This window comes from Clostridium drakei (genome assembly GCF_000633595.2).
Taxonomy (GTDB): Bacteria; Bacillota; Clostridia; order Clostridiales; family Clostridiaceae; genus Clostridium_AM; species Clostridium_AM drakei.
This window is the reverse complement of the sequence record NZ_JIBU02000004.1, coordinates 1-16,056: the sequence shown is the minus strand read 5'-3', so window position 1 is coordinate 16,056 and position 16,056 is coordinate 1. Positions and strand designations below refer to the sequence as shown.

15 protein-coding genes and 1 riboswitch are annotated in these 16,056 nt (G+C 30.3%); of the genes, 12 read left to right on the top strand and 3 right to left on the bottom strand.

Translation table 11 applies throughout. The features are described 5' to 3' along the window. The first annotated feature begins 35 nt into the window (after positions 1-35). The 7 genes from purM to EG57_RS0201975 all read left to right on the top strand — a co-directional run bounded on the left by purM (position 36) and on the right by EG57_RS0201975 (position 8,604). A complete protein-coding gene (gene purM / locus EG57_RS0202005) occupies positions 36-1,031 on the top strand; it encodes a phosphoribosylformylglycinamidine cyclo-ligase (RefSeq protein WP_032075641.1) in 996 nt (331 codons plus the stop codon). Further along, positions 1,019-1,630, top strand: a complete 612-nt coding sequence (gene purN / locus EG57_RS0202000; RefSeq protein ID WP_032075640.1) for a phosphoribosylglycinamide formyltransferase — start codon at positions 1,019-1,021, stop codon at positions 1,628-1,630. Before purM ends, purN begins: the two co-directional genes overlap by 13 nt. 24 nt (positions 1,631-1,654) lie before the next feature. After that, a complete protein-coding gene (gene purH, locus EG57_RS0201995) occupies positions 1,655-3,157 on the top strand; it encodes a bifunctional phosphoribosylaminoimidazolecarboxamide formyltransferase/IMP cyclohydrolase (RefSeq protein ID WP_032075639.1) in 1,503 nt (500 codons plus the stop codon). 30 nt (positions 3,158-3,187) lie between these two features. Beyond that, complete coding sequence (gene purD, locus EG57_RS0201990) at positions 3,188-4,435, top strand: phosphoribosylamine--glycine ligase (RefSeq protein ID WP_032075638.1); 1,248 nt, start codon at positions 3,188-3,190, stop codon at positions 4,433-4,435. Between the two features lie 293 nt (positions 4,436-4,728). Further along, positions 4,729-5,739, top strand: a complete 1,011-nt coding sequence (locus EG57_RS0201985) for a phosphodiester glycosidase family protein (protein ID WP_032075637.1) — start codon at positions 4,729-4,731, stop codon at positions 5,737-5,739. A 15-nt stretch (positions 5,740-5,754) separates the two neighbouring features. Beyond that, a complete protein-coding gene (locus EG57_RS0201980) occupies positions 5,755-6,795 on the top strand; it encodes a hypothetical protein (protein WP_032075636.1) in 1,041 nt (346 codons plus the stop codon). A gap of 402 nt (positions 6,796-7,197) precedes the next feature. Continuing rightward, entirely contained in the window at positions 7,198-8,604 is a 1,407-nt protein-coding gene (locus tag EG57_RS0201975) for a branched-chain amino acid transporter BcaP (protein WP_032075635.1), read from the top strand. Positions 8,605-8,678: 74 nt separating this feature from the next. Here EG57_RS0201975 and EG57_RS0201970 read toward each other — a convergent pair whose 3' ends face one another. Further along, complete coding sequence (locus tag EG57_RS0201970) at positions 8,679-9,572, bottom strand: MBL fold metallo-hydrolase (RefSeq protein ID WP_032075634.1); 894 nt, start codon at positions 9,570-9,572, stop codon at positions 8,679-8,681. A gap of 177 nt (positions 9,573-9,749) precedes the next feature. On the opposite strand from EG57_RS0201970, the gene EG57_RS0201965 reads away from it, so the two are divergent. After that, on the top strand, positions 9,750-10,073 hold the full coding sequence (locus tag EG57_RS0201965) for a hypothetical protein (RefSeq protein WP_032075633.1): 324 nt from the start codon (positions 9,750-9,752) through the stop codon (positions 10,071-10,073). 75 nt (positions 10,074-10,148) lie between these two features. Here the strand turns inward: EG57_RS0201965 and EG57_RS0201960 are convergent, their stop codons facing one another. Further along, on the bottom strand, positions 10,149-10,856 hold the full coding sequence (locus EG57_RS0201960) for a hypothetical protein (protein ID WP_032075632.1): 708 nt from the start codon (positions 10,854-10,856) through the stop codon (positions 10,149-10,151). Between the two features lie 333 nt (positions 10,857-11,189). Next, positions 11,190-11,825, bottom strand: coding sequence for a 5-methyltetrahydrofolate--homocysteine methyltransferase (locus EG57_RS0201955; protein WP_032075631.1), 636 nt, complete (start codon positions 11,823-11,825; stop codon positions 11,190-11,192). A gap of 135 nt (positions 11,826-11,960) precedes the next feature. After that, a riboswitch (FMN riboswitch) is annotated at positions 11,961-12,079 on the top strand. A gap of 193 nt (positions 12,080-12,272) precedes the next feature. Between EG57_RS0201955 and ribD the strand changes: the two genes are divergently transcribed. From ribD to ribH, 4 genes are all read left to right on the top strand, one after another. Further along, on the top strand, positions 12,273-13,385 hold the full coding sequence (gene ribD / locus EG57_RS0201950) for a bifunctional diaminohydroxyphosphoribosylaminopyrimidine deaminase/5-amino-6-(5-phosphoribosylamino)uracil reductase RibD (RefSeq protein ID WP_032075630.1): 1,113 nt from the start codon (positions 12,273-12,275) through the stop codon (positions 13,383-13,385). Positions 13,386-13,426: 41 nt separating this feature from the next. Next, a complete protein-coding gene (ribE, locus tag EG57_RS0201945; protein ID WP_032075629.1) occupies positions 13,427-14,080 on the top strand; it encodes a riboflavin synthase in 654 nt (217 codons plus the stop codon). Between the two features lie 76 nt (positions 14,081-14,156). Continuing rightward, complete coding sequence (locus EG57_RS0201940) at positions 14,157-15,359, top strand: bifunctional 3,4-dihydroxy-2-butanone-4-phosphate synthase/GTP cyclohydrolase II (protein WP_032075628.1); 1,203 nt, start codon at positions 14,157-14,159, stop codon at positions 15,357-15,359. Positions 15,360-15,402: 43 nt separating this feature from the next. Continuing rightward, positions 15,403-15,867 carry a 6,7-dimethyl-8-ribityllumazine synthase gene (ribH, locus tag EG57_RS0201935; protein WP_032075627.1) on the top strand — a complete coding sequence of 155 codons (465 nt, stop codon included), beginning with the start codon at positions 15,403-15,405 and terminating at the stop codon, positions 15,865-15,867. The last annotated feature ends 189 nt before the right edge of the window (positions 15,868-16,056 follow it).

The window sequence follows — 16,056 nt, the reverse complement described above, 5'->3', positions numbered from 1 at the left end:
TTCTTGAATTAAATAAAATTTTGAGGGGTGCAGTTATGATAACATATAAAGATTCAGGTGTTAATATAGAAGAAGGATATGAATCAGTAAAGCTTATTAAGGATCATGCAGCAAAAACTTTTATACCAGGTGTATTAAATAATCTTGGAAGTTTTGCAGGTATGTTTGAAATTGGAAAGTATAAAAATCCTATTCTTGTTTCAGGAACAGATGGTGTTGGAACAAAGCTTGAATTAGCATTCAAAAGTAAAAAATATGATACTGTAGGAATTGACTGTGTGGCTATGTGCGTAAATGATATATTGTGTCATGGTGCAAAGCCTATATTTTTCCTTGATTATATAGCTTGTGGAAAATTAGAAGCAAATGTTGCTGCAGATTTGGTTAAGGGTGTATCAGATGGATGTATTCAAGGTGGCTGTGCTTTAATAGGCGGCGAAACTGCAGAAATGCCAGGCTTTTATCCAGATGGAGAATATGATATGGCTGGATTTGCTGTAGGTATAGTTGAAAAAGATGATGTAATAGATGGAAGTAAAATACAGGATGGAGATGCCTTAATAGGTATAGCTTCAAGTGGTCCTCACAGTAATGGATATTCATTAATCAGAAAACTTATTGAAAACTATGATGAAGATTTTAATGGCAAGAAAATAGGTGATGTATTATTAACACCTACTAAAATATATGTTAAACCTATATTAAAGCTTATGGATAAATTCGACATAAGAGGAATGGCTCATATTACAGGCGGCGGTTTTTATGAAAACATACCAAGAATGTTTAAAGAAGACTTTACATCTGTTATAGATAAAAACAGCTTTGAAGTACCTGAAATATTTAAACACATAATAGAGCTAGGCGTAGATGAAGACCATATGTTTAATACTTATAACATGGGTATTGGTTTTGTTTTATGTGTAAAGAACGAAGATGTAGAAGGAATTATCAAAGAACTAGATACTATGGGCGAAAAAGCATATAAAATTGGATATGTTGAAAAGGGAGATAAAAAAGTATGTTTAAAATAGGAGTACTTGTATCTGGTGGTGGTACAGATCTCCAATCAATTATAGATGCAGTAAACACTGGATACTTAACAAATTGTAGTATTGAAGCAGTTGTAAGTGATAGAGATGGTGTATATGCTCTGGAAAGAGCAAAAAACAATAATATAAATGCTTATGTAATTGAAAGAAAAATATACAAAGGTAATGTTTCTGATGAAATACTTAAATTACTTTATGGAAAAGTAGATTTAATAGTTTGTGCAGGATGGTTATCTATACTTAAAGGTGAGCTTATAGAAAAATTTGAAAACAGAATAATAAACATACATCCTTCATTAATACCAGCATTTTGTGGAAATGGTATGTATGGAATGAAAGTTCATGAGTGTGCCTTAGAATATGGTGTAAAAGTATCAGGTTGTACAGTACATTTTGTGGATAATGGAACAGACAGCGGTCCAATAATGTTGCAAAAAACTGTGCCTGTATATGCAGAAGATAGTGCAGAAGAATTACAAAAAAGAATTTTAGCCGAGGAACATAAAGCTCTTCCAGAGGCAGTAAAACTTATTTCTGAAGGTAAAGTTAAAGTAAATGGAAGAATAGTTACAATAAAATAATAATTTAAATTGGAGGTATATATAATGTTAAAGCGTGCTTTGATAAGTGTTTTTAACAAGGAAGGTGTATTAGATTTAGCTAAATTTTTAGTTAGTAGAGAGGTTGAAATACTTTCTACTGGTGGTACATACAAACATTTAAAGGAAAACAATATACCTGTAACAGAAGTTTCAGATGTAACTGGATTTGAAGAAATATTAGATGGAAGAGTAAAAACTCTACATCCATTTATTCATGGTGGAATTTTAGCTATAAGAGATAATAAAGAACATATGGCAACTATAGAGAAAAAGGGAATAAAACCAATTGATATGGTGGTTGTAAACTTATATCCTTTCTTCGATAAAGTAAAGGAAGATCTAGAATTCCAAGAAAAAGTTGAATTTATAGATATCGGCGGACCTACTATGATAAGAGCTGCTGCTAAAAATTTTCAAGATGTTATAGTATTAACAGATGTTAATGATTATGCAAATGTTATGAAACAAATAGAAGAAAATGGCGATGTAGATTTTAATACAAAGAAGAAGCTTGCTGGAAAAGTATTTAATCTTATGTCTGCTTATGATGGAGCTATAAGTAACTTTTTGCTAGCAGAAGAAGAATATCCTGAATATTTGTCAGTTTCATATAAAAAATCTATGAATTTAAGATATGGAGAAAATCCACATCAAAGTGCAGCATATTACACTTCTACTGCAGAAAAAGGCTCTATGAAGGATTTTGTACAATTAAATGGAAAAGAATTATCTTACAATAATATAAAAGATATGGATATAGCATGGAAAGTAGTAAATGAATTTGAAGAAATAGCATGTTGTGCTGTAAAACATAATACACCTTGTGGTGCAGCTATAGCAGATAATGTATATGATGCTTATATGAAGACTTTTGAATGTGATGATACTTCAATATTTGGAGGAATTGTGGCAGTTAATAGAACTTTAGATAAGAAAACAGCAGAAGAATTAGTAAAAATATTCCTTGAAATAGTTATTGCTCCTGAATTTGATGAGGATGCTTTAGAAGTTCTAAAAACTAAAAAGAATTTAAGAATTATAAAGAGCGATATGAAACCTCAAAGCAAAGTTGAATTTGCAAAGGTAGACGGAGGAATCTTAGTTCAATCATCTGATGATAAATTAGTAGATGAAGTAAAGGTAGTAACAGAAAAAGCTCCAACAGATTCGGAAATGAAGGACTTAATGTTTGGAATGAAAGTATGTAAATATGTTAAATCCAATGCTATTGTTGTAGTTAAAGATGGTGCTGCAAAAGGAATAGGCGGCGGACAGGTTAATAGAATTTGGCCAGCTTGTGACGCTTTAAAGAGAGCTGGAGACGGAGTTGTTCTTGCTTCAGATGCATTTTTCCCATTTGGAGATATAGTTGAAGAAGCTGCAAAATACGGAATAAAAGCTATAATTCAACCAGGTGGTTCTTTAAAGGATGACTTGTCTATAGAAGGCTGTAATAAAAATGAAATAGCTATGGTATTTACAGGGGTAAGACACTTTAAGCATTAATTATAGTGAATAGTTTTGGAGGAATAAATCATGAAGATATTAGTAATTGGTTCGGGTGGTCGTGAGCATGCTATTGCTTGGAAGATAGCTCAAAATTCTAAAGTGGAAAAAGTTTATTGTGCACCTGGAAATGGTGGTACGGCAGTAGAAGATAAATGTGAAAATGTAAATTTGAAGAGTAATGAAGAGTTGGCTAAATTTGCGAAAGATAACGGAATATATCTTACTGTAGTTGGACCAGAAGTTCCTCTTACAGAAGGTATTGTGGATTTATTTAAAAGTCAGGGATTAAAGGTTTTTGGACCTTCTAAAGAAGCTGCAAAGCTTGAAGGTAGTAAGGCTTTTTCAAAAGAATTTATGAAAAAGTATGGTGTTAAAACTGCGGAATATGAAGTCTTTGAAGATGAACATGAGGCTATGAAATACTTAAAAACATGTGCATATCCAATAGTTATAAAAGCAGATGGCTTAGCTGCAGGAAAAGGCGTAGTAATTTGTGAAGAATATAAGATGGCAGAAGAGACTATAAAAGACTTCATGGTTAATGATATTTTTAAGGGCTCAGGAAAAAAAGTAGTAATAGAAGAATTTTTAGAGGGACCTGAAGCATCCATACTTTCTATAACTGATGGAGAAACTATAATCCCTTTTATATCGGCTAAAGATCATAAACAAATATATGATGGTGGAAAAGGTCCAAATACAGGTGGAATGGGAGCTATAGCGCCTAATCCTTACTGTAATGAAGAAGTTCTTAAAGCTTTTGAAAAAGAAGTAGTAGAACCTACACTAAAAGGTATTAAAGAAGAAAAGTTTGATTATACAGGTATAATCTTTTTTGGAATAATGATAACTAAAAAAGGACCTTATCTTTTAGAGTATAATGTAAGACTAGGTGATCCTGAAACTCAAGCTGTACTTCCTATAATGGAAAGTGACTTATTAGAACTTATAGAGGCAGCTTTAGATAAAAAACTTTCAGATTTCGATATTAAATGGTATAGTGGAGCTTCTTGCTGCGTGGCTGCTGTTTCTAAGGGATATCCAGCTAAATATGAAGTTGGATTTGAAATTAAAGGTACAGATAAAGCTAAAAGAGTTTTTGTAGCTGGAGCTAAGTATGAAGATAACAAGCTTAAAACAAGCGGTGGAAGAGTTTTATGTACACAATCATTAGGAAGTACATTAGATGAGGCTATAAACGCTGCATATGAGGATTTGAATAAAATAGAATTTGAAGGTATATATTACAGAAATGATATAGGAAGAGCAAAGTAGGAAGAAGATTTTACATAGTAATTTAAGCATAATGTGATACAATTTTTTCAGAAGACAATTTAAAAATTTAAGGTTAAGTTTCTATATGAAATTGTGCCTTAAATTTTTTTTATTTATAATTTAGACACAATTATATCTTATAATAAAATGGTGTATGGTTATAATTAAAGAAAAATAGTATAGACTTATGTAATGTTAAAAGGTGGTAGAAATAATTTTAATTTAATAGTAAAATGTGATATGTATTTATTTTTGTATTAGAACTGAAATGTTTAAATTGTTTGGAGGTAAGTATGCAAAAAAATAGAACGGTAAGGAAAAAAGTAAAAAGAAAAAAATTATCTTTAAAAAGACTTATATGCTTTATAATTTATGAGTTAATAGTAGTAATTATAGCTACACCACTGTTAATATTCTATGGCCCTTTTAAGAATGTTAGAACTAAATTTGTAGGTACAGCTATGGCTACTTTTACTCATCAATATTTTGCCACAACATTTTTGTCAAAGGATAAGATAAATGAAATATTAAATGATAACAAAAGTGGTGGAATTTCAGCAAGTGAGTCTGAGAATTTAGGTGGTGTTAGTGTAAACTACTCTAATGATAGTGGAATAGATAGATATGAAATAGATGATACTAAATTTCATGCATATATACTTGAAGTAAAAAATCCTACAAGAATGAAGATTGGATACACAAATAAATTAAAGGAAGTAGGACAAAAAACAAGTGAAATAGCAGAACAAAATGGAGCAGTAGCTGCTGTTAATGGAGGAGGATTTACTGATAAATCTTCAAATGGAAAGCTTTGGACTGGAACTGGAGCTTATCCCCAAGGAATAGTTATATCCAATGGGAAAATTGTTTATAGTGATGTTAAAAACAATGAGGCAGTAAATGTTACAGCCTTCACCAAGGATGGAAAATTGATAGTAGGAGATCATACTGTAAGTGAATTATTGAAAGAGAATGTTACTGAAGCTATATCTTTTAGGAATAGTTTAATTATAAATGGAAAACCTGTTTCTTTAGCTGAAGAAGGACTAAATCCTAGAACTGCTATAGGACAAAAATCAGATGGTACTATTATAATGTTGGTTGTTGATGGAAGAAAAGGATTAAAGGCAGGTGCATCATTAAAAGAAGTTCAAAATATACTTCTTCAAAGAGGTGCCTTAAATGCAAGTAGTCTTGATGGAGGATCCTCTTCTACTATGTATTTTAGTGGAGAAGTTATTAATGATCCTTGCGATTGGAATGGCGAAAGAACTGTAGCCACGGCAGTATACGTAAAGCAGTAGAGAGGAGTTTAATTGATGAAGGGATTAAAAAGAATACTAGCTTGGACAATGATACCTATAGTGCTAGAAATTTTTGCATTTTTCTTTGTAGATAATTTTTATTTAAATGATAAAACTACTTTTAACGCAAAAAAAATAGATTCAACTAAAAAAACGTCTAGTAAAATTAGTTTTAAAATACCAGATGATGCTAAAGACATATGTGCTTCTTATAATGGAAACTATGTTGCTTACTGCACTGATGGAGTAATTAATGTAGTGGATACGTCAAATAATAAGAAAAAGGAAATAAAACTTGATGATGATGCTAAATTGTCTGCATTTAAATGGTGGCCTAATGAAAATATTATACTTATAGCAGAAAAGTATAATGATGGTGATTCTAGTTATCTAAAATTTGAATCTTATAATGCTAAGAAAGATGAAAAAAGTGCATTAAGCAATGAAAAAAATAAAGAATTGAAAATATCATTGTTAGATAGTAAATATGATGTTTCTGATATAGCTATGTCAACTGCTAGTAATGTAACTTATGTTAAGATTTCAAAAGAAGGTGCAAGAAGTAGATTATATTGTATAAATGTAATGACAAATACAGAAGAAACTAAGTATCCTAACTGTAAACTTGGAAAGATATTTGTTGAAAATAAGCAGGACAGATTAATATATGAAGACAATACAAATAATAGGATAAGAGGTATTGGATTAAAAAATCCTGTAGCAACAGGTGAAAATGGAATTCATTATTTACTAGGTATAGATGGTGAGGATAGAATATATATTGGAAATGGTGAAAATGAAAAAATCAAGAAAATATTTGTTATAAATTTGAAAAAGACATCAGAAAATCAAAAATACCCGTTATCTGAAGCTACACAAAAAAGCAATATACATATTACTCGAAGTGGAAAAATATATGTAAATGATCAATCAAAAAATTTGGTAACGGAAGTATCTACTGGTAAAACAATAGAATACAAGGGTACTTTGGTAGAAATATATAATTTTGGAATATTGTCAAAAAATGATGGAAAAATAGTTAATACCCTATTTTAAAAAAAGAAATTTTTGCACAGCTATAGTATTAGTTGTGCAATTTTTTTGAAAGAATTTTGTTAATATAATATGTAAAGGAGAATAATTTAAATAATTAGAAAATAAACATAATTTAAAACTTGGCATAAATAAGCATATATAAAATCAATAATTATGCAAAAAAATTAAAAAAATTTAACTGGAAAATATTTTTTTTTCAATATTCATGATGAAAATGTTTACCTGGACAAGTTGAAACAATTGAATTTAAAGGGGTACATGAATTTTTTTATGCTGTTATTGGTAAAATTCAGAATATTGCGAATAATAAAAGGGTTACATAAAAATGTGCTATAATTACACTAATTAAAAAATTCATTATTTTATCTTATTTTAGTTATTTTGAAGGGAGTGTTTTGGAAAATGGCTAGTGGCAACAAATCAATCTTTAGAACCAAGTCTATTGAGGCAATGTTATCTGAGTCAGGAAAAGGTCTGAAAAAGGTGCTAGGAGCATTCGAACTTACAATGCTTGGCATCGGTGCAATTATAGGTACAGGTATATTTGTTTTAACAGGTGTTGCAGCAGCTGATTATGCTGGACCAGCACTTGTGCTATCATTTGTATTTTCTGGAATAGCTTGTTCATTTGCAGCTTTATGTTATGCAGAACTTGCAGCTATGATACCCGTAGCCGGTAGTGCGTATACTTTTGGGTATGTTGGGTTAGGTGAAATTTGGGCATGGATCATAGGTTGGGATCTTATCTTGGAATACATGGTTGCAGTTGCAGCAGTTGCAGTTGGATGGTCCGGATATATAGTTACATTGCTTAAAGCAGGTGGCATAACTGTACCAGCAGCACTTTGTAATCCACCAGGACAAAATGGAGGTATAGTAAATCTTCCATCAATCATAATTTTAGGTATTATTATGTTATTCTTAATTAAAGGTGTTAGTGAAAGTACTAAGTTAAATAATATACTTGTTTTAATTAAATTGGCAGTTGTTATATTATTTATAGTTGTTGGAGTAGGTCATGTTAATCCTGCTAACTGGCATCCATTCTTCCCATATGGAGTAAATGGTGTATTTACAGGAGCATCAATAATATTCTTTGCTTATGTAGGATTTGATGCAGTTGCAACAGCAGCAGAAGAAGTTAAAAACCCTCAAAGAGACTTACCAATAGGTATAATAGCTTCATTGTTAGTATGTACGGTATTATATATTATAGTTTCAGCTATATTAACAGGAATGGTTCCTTATCAACAATATCACAATAATGCGGCTCCAGTTGCTTATGCTCTTCAACAGGTAGGAATTAATTGGGGTTCAGCTTTAGTATCAGTAGGTGCAGTTTGTGGTATATCTTCAGTTTTACTTGTTATGACATTTGGTTCAACTCGTATACTATTCTCTTTATCAAGAGATGGATTGTTACCAACAGTATTTTCAGAAGTTCATCCAAAATTTGGAACACCTGTAAAGAGTACAGTATTAGTTGGTGTAATAACAATGGCACTTTCAGGATTCCTACAAATAGGAAGACTTGCAGAAATGACGAACATAGGAACACTTGCAGCATTCTGTGTAGTTTCAGCTTCAGTTATAGTTCTTAGAAAGAAGAGACCAGATGTTAAGAGACCATTTAGTTGTCCAGGAGTTCCTATTACTCCCGCAATTGCAATTGTATTCTGCTTATACTTAATATATAAATTGCCACATTTCACACAAGGAGTATTTGTAGTTTGGGTATCAATTGGATTTGTAATATACTTTATATATGGTAAGAGCCATAGTATAATGAATTTTGAAGAACAAAAATAATGATAAATAAGTAATTAGAAAGGAATCTTTGCAATATTATTTGTAAAGATTCCTTTTTAAGACTAAAAATTGCATTAAGATTTCTTGAAGTAATATAATTTACCTGATTCTATGGAGTATTCTATTAATGATTTAGAATAAAGATATGCAAGAAAAGCAGAAACTCCTCCTAAATTAAGATGATATTGATAAAAATTAAAAGATAAATCATTTAAAACAGTTATATTTTCTAAAATGTCTTCTCGAGTTAAAGGTTGATCTAAAAGCTCGAGAATTTGGTTTTTATAGTTTTCTATATTATTTAAATTTTTATCACAAAGTTCTACAATTTCATCTTTGCATAAAACTTTATTTGCATGACTTATAACAAAATAATCAGCATCTATTGTTTTTATATTGCTTAGAGTATTTAAGCTTTCTTCTATATCATATAAATAAGGGAAAGAGTATTTCTCCATTATTTCTGTACTAAATATGGAATCACCTAAGAAACATACTTTTTCTGGGGTTATAATTCCTATTTGATCTATAGAATGACCTTTAAGAGATATTATTTCAAACTTTTCATCATTAATTTTATTTGTACCATAGTCTAATATAAAGTCTACTGACAAAGGTTTATTACTAATGTCGATTCCCCTTATAGGGGTTGAGGATGATAATATTGCTCCTTGAATTTCTTGGTTCTCCATAAATAATTTTTCTTTTAAAGAGGTGTATACTAGGCATCCAGGATAATTTTTTTGAAAATAAATATTTCCACCACAGTGATCTAAGTGGTTATGGGTATTTATTATATATTTAGGATGAAGATTGTTTTTTACTAAGATATCATCTATTTTTTTAGCATCAGAATTATTTGAGCCTGTATCTATAATTAGACAATTTTTATTCTTAAATATAAAAATTCCAGAATTAGTAACAGAATTTATATAATATGTACTTCCTTTAATTTTATCTAAAGACATAAAAGTCACTTCCTTATTAATTTTTATTTATTTATAATGATATCATATGTGAAAATAAATTTAAATTATTACGGTAAAAATTACACATGATAAAAACACTAAAAATTTTGAATTTTAAGCATATGCATGCTATAATTTATAATAGTATATTATATTTACTTATATGGAGGTGTAAGAATGGATTCTTCAACAATGACTAGCTTAATGACACTTCTTGCTTTTACAGGTATTATTCAGGGTTTAAGTATGAAATATAGCAAGGCTGTTAGAAAGAAACTTATGCTAGATGCAAAAGGTGTAGATAAAAAGTATATTAATATGAAAATAAATTATTTAATAGTTGTAGGAACAGTTTTATTAATGGTTCAAGTTACATCTTATTTTAAACCTGAATTATCAGAAAAATTGAATATATTACTCTCGGCATTTTTATTACTTTCTATAACAGTAGATATGGTCTATAGAAAAATAAGAAGAAGAAAAATGTTGAAAAAGAATTAGATTTAAATTAATGCTGTTGATAATTTATTGTATCAACAGCATTTTTAATAACTTTTGAATATACAAATTTGTTATTTATATTCCCATGAAATTTTCATAGTTTTTTGTGTAATAATTTTCATCATAAGGAACTTCTCTTAAAGGACATTCTGTTCCAGGACACATGAGACAATTTTTATAATTATTCTCATTGTGGAAATAAATGCCTGAGTAGGTTTTGCTAGGGGTCATATAAAATTTATCATTAAGTGATACTTCTATATATTTCATAGGATCTTCTAGAATTTTGAATATTTTTCTTAATTCATCCATATTCCAATCTATAGTAGAACCAGGATTTACTCTAGCTAAGCTGCCAGTGCTAAAATTACTTTCTATATGTTTTTGTAGTTCTAAATGTACTTGTACTAAAATAGATTGACTTATATATTCAGCTGTTTTGTTAGTAAGATTATCTTCCTTTGATTCACACCATTTTTGCATTTCTGTTCCAGCTGTAATTATATAAGGAAAAGCTATAAGCTCATTATGTAAATTTACGGCTATAACCTTACTAAAAAACTCTTTACCCCCAATTACAGTGGAGTTATGAGATTTTTTATCTATAGCACATTTTTTAAATAATGCCTTAGGCTTAGCAATTTTTTCAGCTTCAGATATAAGTTCTTTTAATAAAACAGATTGGTCTTTGCTGGTCATATTTAATTCATTGTATAGCTTTAAATATTCTATATTAAATTTTAAATCGTCTAATAAAATACATCCGTTATTTAAAGTTTTCATAATATTAATCAACCCCTTAATATATTTTAGTGTGCATATTTAACTTGAAATAAGCATAATGCGACACAACTTTTTTAGAGGACAGATGACAATTGTCAGAGGACAGTGAAGGATGATTTTTCTCCACTGCATTACGAAAAATCTTTAATCAAATTTTTAATGACTCATTTCGCTAAAGCGAAATATTGCTGACTTATATAAATTCGAAGCTTGTTTTGCGTTGGCAAAACAAGCTTAAAAATCAATTAGTTTTCTGACATAAGGAGGAAAACTCACCTTCATTCATTGTCCTCTGTCCTCTGTCGATTGTCCTCTAAAAAGTTGAATTACGTGCTATTTTTTTCTCATACTGCATTGTTCCTTGTTCAGGCATCTACTGCAGTCATGGTCTACATTACTTAAAGGTTTATTTTTATCTGCACCATAGATATAAGCCATAGATCGCAGTGACGTAAGCATGAAATCTTCATTTACATATATATCTAAAAAATTTTTAGAATCCAGTTCATCTAAAATGTTTTTTTGGTACCATAGAGGAATTTCACCATCTCCAGGTGCTATTCTATAACTAAGACCCAATCCTAATTTTTTAGCCTTACTGTGTATATGATTAAATAATTGGGAGCTTATTTCAAACAAATAGGAAGTAGCCATGGCATCTAATACCATTCCCTCTTGCATTTTAGCATAAGAAAAAAATTCATTTACTTTTTCGGAAATTTTATCACCAATAGTGACTAAACAATAAAAAATATATTTATAATCTTCTATTGCTTCAAAAACAAAGTCTTTACTTTTTTCTGATATAGTGAATATAGCAGAAGGTTGTACACATTCATACAAATTAGGTAAAAGCTTTTCATACAGAGAACTTATTTCTTCATCAGTTATAGTTTCACAATAGGATTTTAAAGTATCTATAACTTGCTGCTTATCCAATTTAAAATCAAAGTCTAGTACTACTTCCATTTTCATATACCCCCATTAATTATCAAATACATACAAGTATATTATACACTATTTAAGTTGAAAATTTAGAATTTAATTAATAATTGACAAAATTATCAGAACGGTGTATATTGAATTTGTAATAAAATTTAATATAAAACCTTTCAGGGCAGGGTGAAATTCCCGATCGGCGGTAAAGTCCGCGAGCTGATAAGTCAGCATGAACTGGTGAGACTCCAGTACCGACAGTAAAGTCTGGATAGAAGAAAGAAAGATGCAATTTTAATAATAAGCAATTAGTATGCTTTTAAATGTTTTGCATATAATAATCCCTGAAGGTTTCTTCAGGGATTTAGTTTTTTTATAAGCTATTTAAAAAAAATTGGCAATAGTTATAATCATCTACTTCAAAAATTTTAAAAATAAGTAATTAAATTCAAAATACATATTAGGAGGAAGGGGAAAATTTTGAACGATAACAGAAAAAATTCAGATGAATATTACATGAAAATGGCTTTAGATTTGGCGTTAAAAGGACAAGGAAATGTAAATCCCAATCCTTTAGTAGGAGCAGTAATTGTCAACAATGGAAGCATAGTTGGACAAGGGTACCATAAATTTTATGGAGGACCTCATGCAGAAGTATATGCTTTAAAAGAAGCTGGAGAAATGGCAAAAGGGGGAGAACTTTATGTATCACTAGAACCATGTTCACATTATGGTAAAACACCTCCTTGTGCAGAAGCTGTTTTAAAAGCTGGGATTAAAAAAGTAGTAATAGCTATGAAAGATCCTAATTCCTTAGTAGCTGGAAGGGGAATAGAACTTCTAGAGAAAAATGGAGTAGAAGTAATTGTTGGGGTTTTAGAGGAAGAAGCAAAAAAAGTAAATGAAATATTTATAAAATATATTACACAAAAAACTCCTTTTGTAATATTGAAAACGGCTATGACTTTGGATGGAAAAATAGCTACTATAACAGGAGAATCACAGTGGATAACAGGAGAAGAATCCAGAAAATATGTACACACTATTAGAAATAGGGTAATGGGAATAATGGCTGGAATAGGAACTATTAAAAAAGATGATCCATTGCTTACTACTAGATTTATAGAAGATGGCAAAAGTCCTACGGCTATAATTGTAGATTCTAAGCTTTCAATACCTATGAAATCAAAAATATTTACAACTTTAGATGAAAGAAAAATTATAATAGCATGTACTGAAGAATTTGATGTGAAAAAGAAAGAAGAGTTAGAAGAGAAGGGTGTAAGAATAATAATAACTCCTAAAAATGATAATAGAGTGGATTTAAAATATATGATGAAGGAATTAGGGAAAAAAGGTATAGATAGCATTCTTTTAGAAGGTGGAGGAGAACTTAATTTTTCTGCACTAGATTCTAAAATAGTAGATAAAATATTATGCTTTATAGCACCTAAAATTTTAGGAGGCGCTGCAGCTAAAACTCCAGTTGAAGGCAGTGGTATTGAAATTTTAAAGAATGCTGTATTAATCAATAAAATGAGTTATAAAAATGTTGGAGAAGATTTACTTGTTGAAGGGTACTTTGACAATTAGAATATATAGATTAGTAATTAAACTTAAAAGGAGGTGGCTTTTTGTTTACTGGGATTATAGAAGAGGTTGGAAGAATTTTGAGTATATCTAAAGGCATAAATTCTGCACAAATTAATATAGAAGCTAAAAAGGTATTAGAAGATGTTAAGCTTGGAGACAGCATTGCTGTGAATGGAGTTTGTCTTACAGTAACAAGTTTTAAGCATAATAGTTTTACTGTAGATGTTATGCCTGAAACTATAAGAAGAAGTAGTTTAAATAATTTAAAAAAAGGCAGCTTGGTAAATTTAGAAAGAGCATTGGCTTTAGGTGAAAGATTAGGTGGACATATAGTTAGTGGACATATAGACTGCACTGGGAAAATAGCTAATATAAGAAATGAAGACATAGCTACCTGGGTTACTGTAGAGGTTCCTGATGCTGCATTAAAATATATTGTGCTTAAAGGTTCAGTAACAATAGATGGTGTAAGTCTTACAGTAGCAGAAGTAAATGAAAAATCTTTCAGTGTTTCTCTTATACCACATACTAAAGGAGAAACCACTCTTTATGAAAAGAACCTTGGTGAAGAGGTAAATATTGAGTGTGATTTAATAGGAAAATATGTAGAGAGATTGGTTTTTATGAAGCAAAAGGAGGAAAAAAAAGAATCTAAAATAACAGAAGCTATGTTAAGAGAAGCTGGATTTATGTAGATGATTAATTAATGATTTGTAATAAAAATTTAACTATAGAGCAGTTAATAACTAAAGTGTTGAAGGAGAGATAGAAATGGAATTTAAATTTAATAGTATAGAAGAAGCTTTAATGGATGTAAAAGAAGGAAAAATGATAGTAGTAATAGATGATGAAAGTCGTGAAAATGAAGGAGATCTTCTTATGGCTGCGGAGAAAGTAACTCCAGAAGCTATAAATTTCATGGCTATGTTTGGAAGAGGCCTTATATGTACACCTATGACAAAGGAAAGACTTAAAGAGCTTAACATAAATCATATGGTAAGCAATAATAGTGAAAAGTTTTCAACAGCATTTACAGTTTCTGTTGATGCAGTAGAAACTTCTACAGGTATATCAGCCTATGATAGAGCTTTAACAATACAGAAGCTTATAAATCAAGAGTGCACAGGGGAAGAATTTGAAAGACCAGGTCATGTTTTCCCTCTTGAAGCTAAAGATGGAGGAGTACTTGTAAGAAATGGACATACTGAAGCTGCTGTAGATATATCAAGGTTAGCAGGCTTTTCTCCAGCAGGGGTAATTTGTGAAATAATGAATGAAGATGGTACTATGGCAAGAACTCCACAGCTTATGGAGTTTGTAAAAAAACACAATTTAAAAATTATAACTATAAAGGATTTAATAATATACAGAAAGAAAACAGAAAAGTTCATAGAAAATGCAGCTGAAGCCCATATACCAACAAAATTTGGAGATTTTAAGGCTGTAGGATATAAAAATATTTTAAATGGAGAACATCATGTAGTATTTGTAAAAGGAGAAAATTTCGAAGATGAACCAGTATTAGTAAGAGTTCATTCAGAATGTCTTACAGGGGATGCATTTCATTCTTTAAGATGTGACTGTGGAGATCAATTAGCAGCAGCTTTAACTCAAATAGAAAAAGAAGGCAGAGGAGTACTTGTATATATGAGACAAGAAGGAAGAGGCATAGGACTTTTAAATAAATTGAAAGCTTATGCACTTCAAGAACAGGGCATGGACACAGTAGAAGCAAATCTTGCATTAGGATTTCCAGCTGATTTAAGAGATTATGGTATAGCAGCTCAAATTCTTAAAGATTTAGGAGTAAATAGTGTAAGATTACTTACTAATAATCCTAAAAAAGTATCAGGACTTTCTGAATATGGAATAAATATTGTAGAAAGAGTACCAATAGAAATGGAATACTCAAAAGAGAGTATAGATTATATGAAAACAAAAAAAGAAAAGTTAGGACACTTACTTAATTTATAAGATAGAAAGTGATTAATTTTATTTAAAATTTGGAGGTATAAATATGAAAATTTATGAAGGAAAATTAAGTGCAGAAACATTAAAATTTGGTTTAGTAGTTGGAAGGTTTAATGAATTTATAGGGTCTAAGCTTTTATCTGGAGCATTAGATTGTTTAAAAAGACATGGAGCAACAGAAGATAATATAGAAGTAGGTTGGGTTCCAGGAGCTTTTGAAATTCCATTAGTAGCAAAAAAAATGGTAGCTATGAAAAAATATGATGCCGTTATATGCCTTGGTGCTGTAATTAAAGGTTCTACACCACATTTTGATTATGTATCAAGTGAAGTATCAAAGGGAGTAGCTCATGTATCCTTAGAATCAGAAATACCTGTAATATTCAGCGTACTTACTACAGATAACATAGAACAGGCTATAGAAAGAGCTGGAACTAAAGCAGGCAACAAAGGTTGGGATGGAGCTATGTCGGCTATAGAAATGGCTAACCTTATGAAAGAATTAAAGTAATATAATAAGCATAATACGAAGCAAGCGTATGTAAGCGAAGTAACTTTCAACTGTATTCCGTCTGATATATGCTGTGAAGGAAAACTCACTTCATTAAGAAGTTCTAATGCTTGAGATATTGAAGAATATCTACCTCCTCAAATGCGACGTCCTGTCGCTTTCGGAGCTTTTGCCTTCCTGGCAAAAATT

Excerpts from the sequence above, each read along its gene's own strand:
- purM (WP_032075641.1), top strand. The coding sequence starts at position 36 with ATGATAACATATAAAGATTCAGGTGTTAATATAGAAGAAGGATATGAA.
- purN (WP_032075640.1), top strand. The coding sequence starts at position 1,019 with ATGTTTAAAATAGGAGTACTTGTATCTGGTGGTGGTACAGATCTCCAA.
- purH (WP_032075639.1), top strand. The coding sequence starts at position 1,655 with ATGTTAAAGCGTGCTTTGATAAGTGTTTTTAACAAGGAAGGTGTATTA.
- purD (WP_032075638.1), top strand. The coding sequence starts at position 3,188 with ATGAAGATATTAGTAATTGGTTCGGGTGGTCGTGAGCATGCTATTGCT.
- EG57_RS0201985 (WP_032075637.1), top strand. The coding sequence starts at position 4,729 with ATGCAAAAAAATAGAACGGTAAGGAAAAAAGTAAAAAGAAAAAAATTA.
- EG57_RS0201980 (WP_032075636.1), top strand. The coding sequence starts at position 5,755 with ATGAAGGGATTAAAAAGAATACTAGCTTGGACAATGATACCTATAGTG.
- EG57_RS0201975 (WP_032075635.1), top strand. The coding sequence starts at position 7,198 with ATGGCTAGTGGCAACAAATCAATCTTTAGAACCAAGTCTATTGAGGCA.
- EG57_RS0201970 (WP_032075634.1), bottom strand. The coding sequence starts at position 9,572 with ATGTCTTTAGATAAAATTAAAGGAAGTACATATTATATAAATTCTGTT.
- EG57_RS0201965 (WP_032075633.1), top strand. The coding sequence starts at position 9,750 with ATGGATTCTTCAACAATGACTAGCTTAATGACACTTCTTGCTTTTACA.
- EG57_RS0201960 (WP_032075632.1), bottom strand. The coding sequence starts at position 10,856 with ATGAAAACTTTAAATAACGGATGTATTTTATTAGACGATTTAAAATTT.
- EG57_RS0201955 (WP_032075631.1), bottom strand. The coding sequence starts at position 11,825 with ATGGAAGTAGTACTAGACTTTGATTTTAAATTGGATAAGCAGCAAGTT.
- EG57_RS0201940 (WP_032075628.1), top strand. The coding sequence starts at position 14,157 with ATGGAATTTAAATTTAATAGTATAGAAGAAGCTTTAATGGATGTAAAA.
- ribH (WP_032075627.1), top strand. The coding sequence starts at position 15,403 with ATGAAAATTTATGAAGGAAAATTAAGTGCAGAAACATTAAAATTTGGT.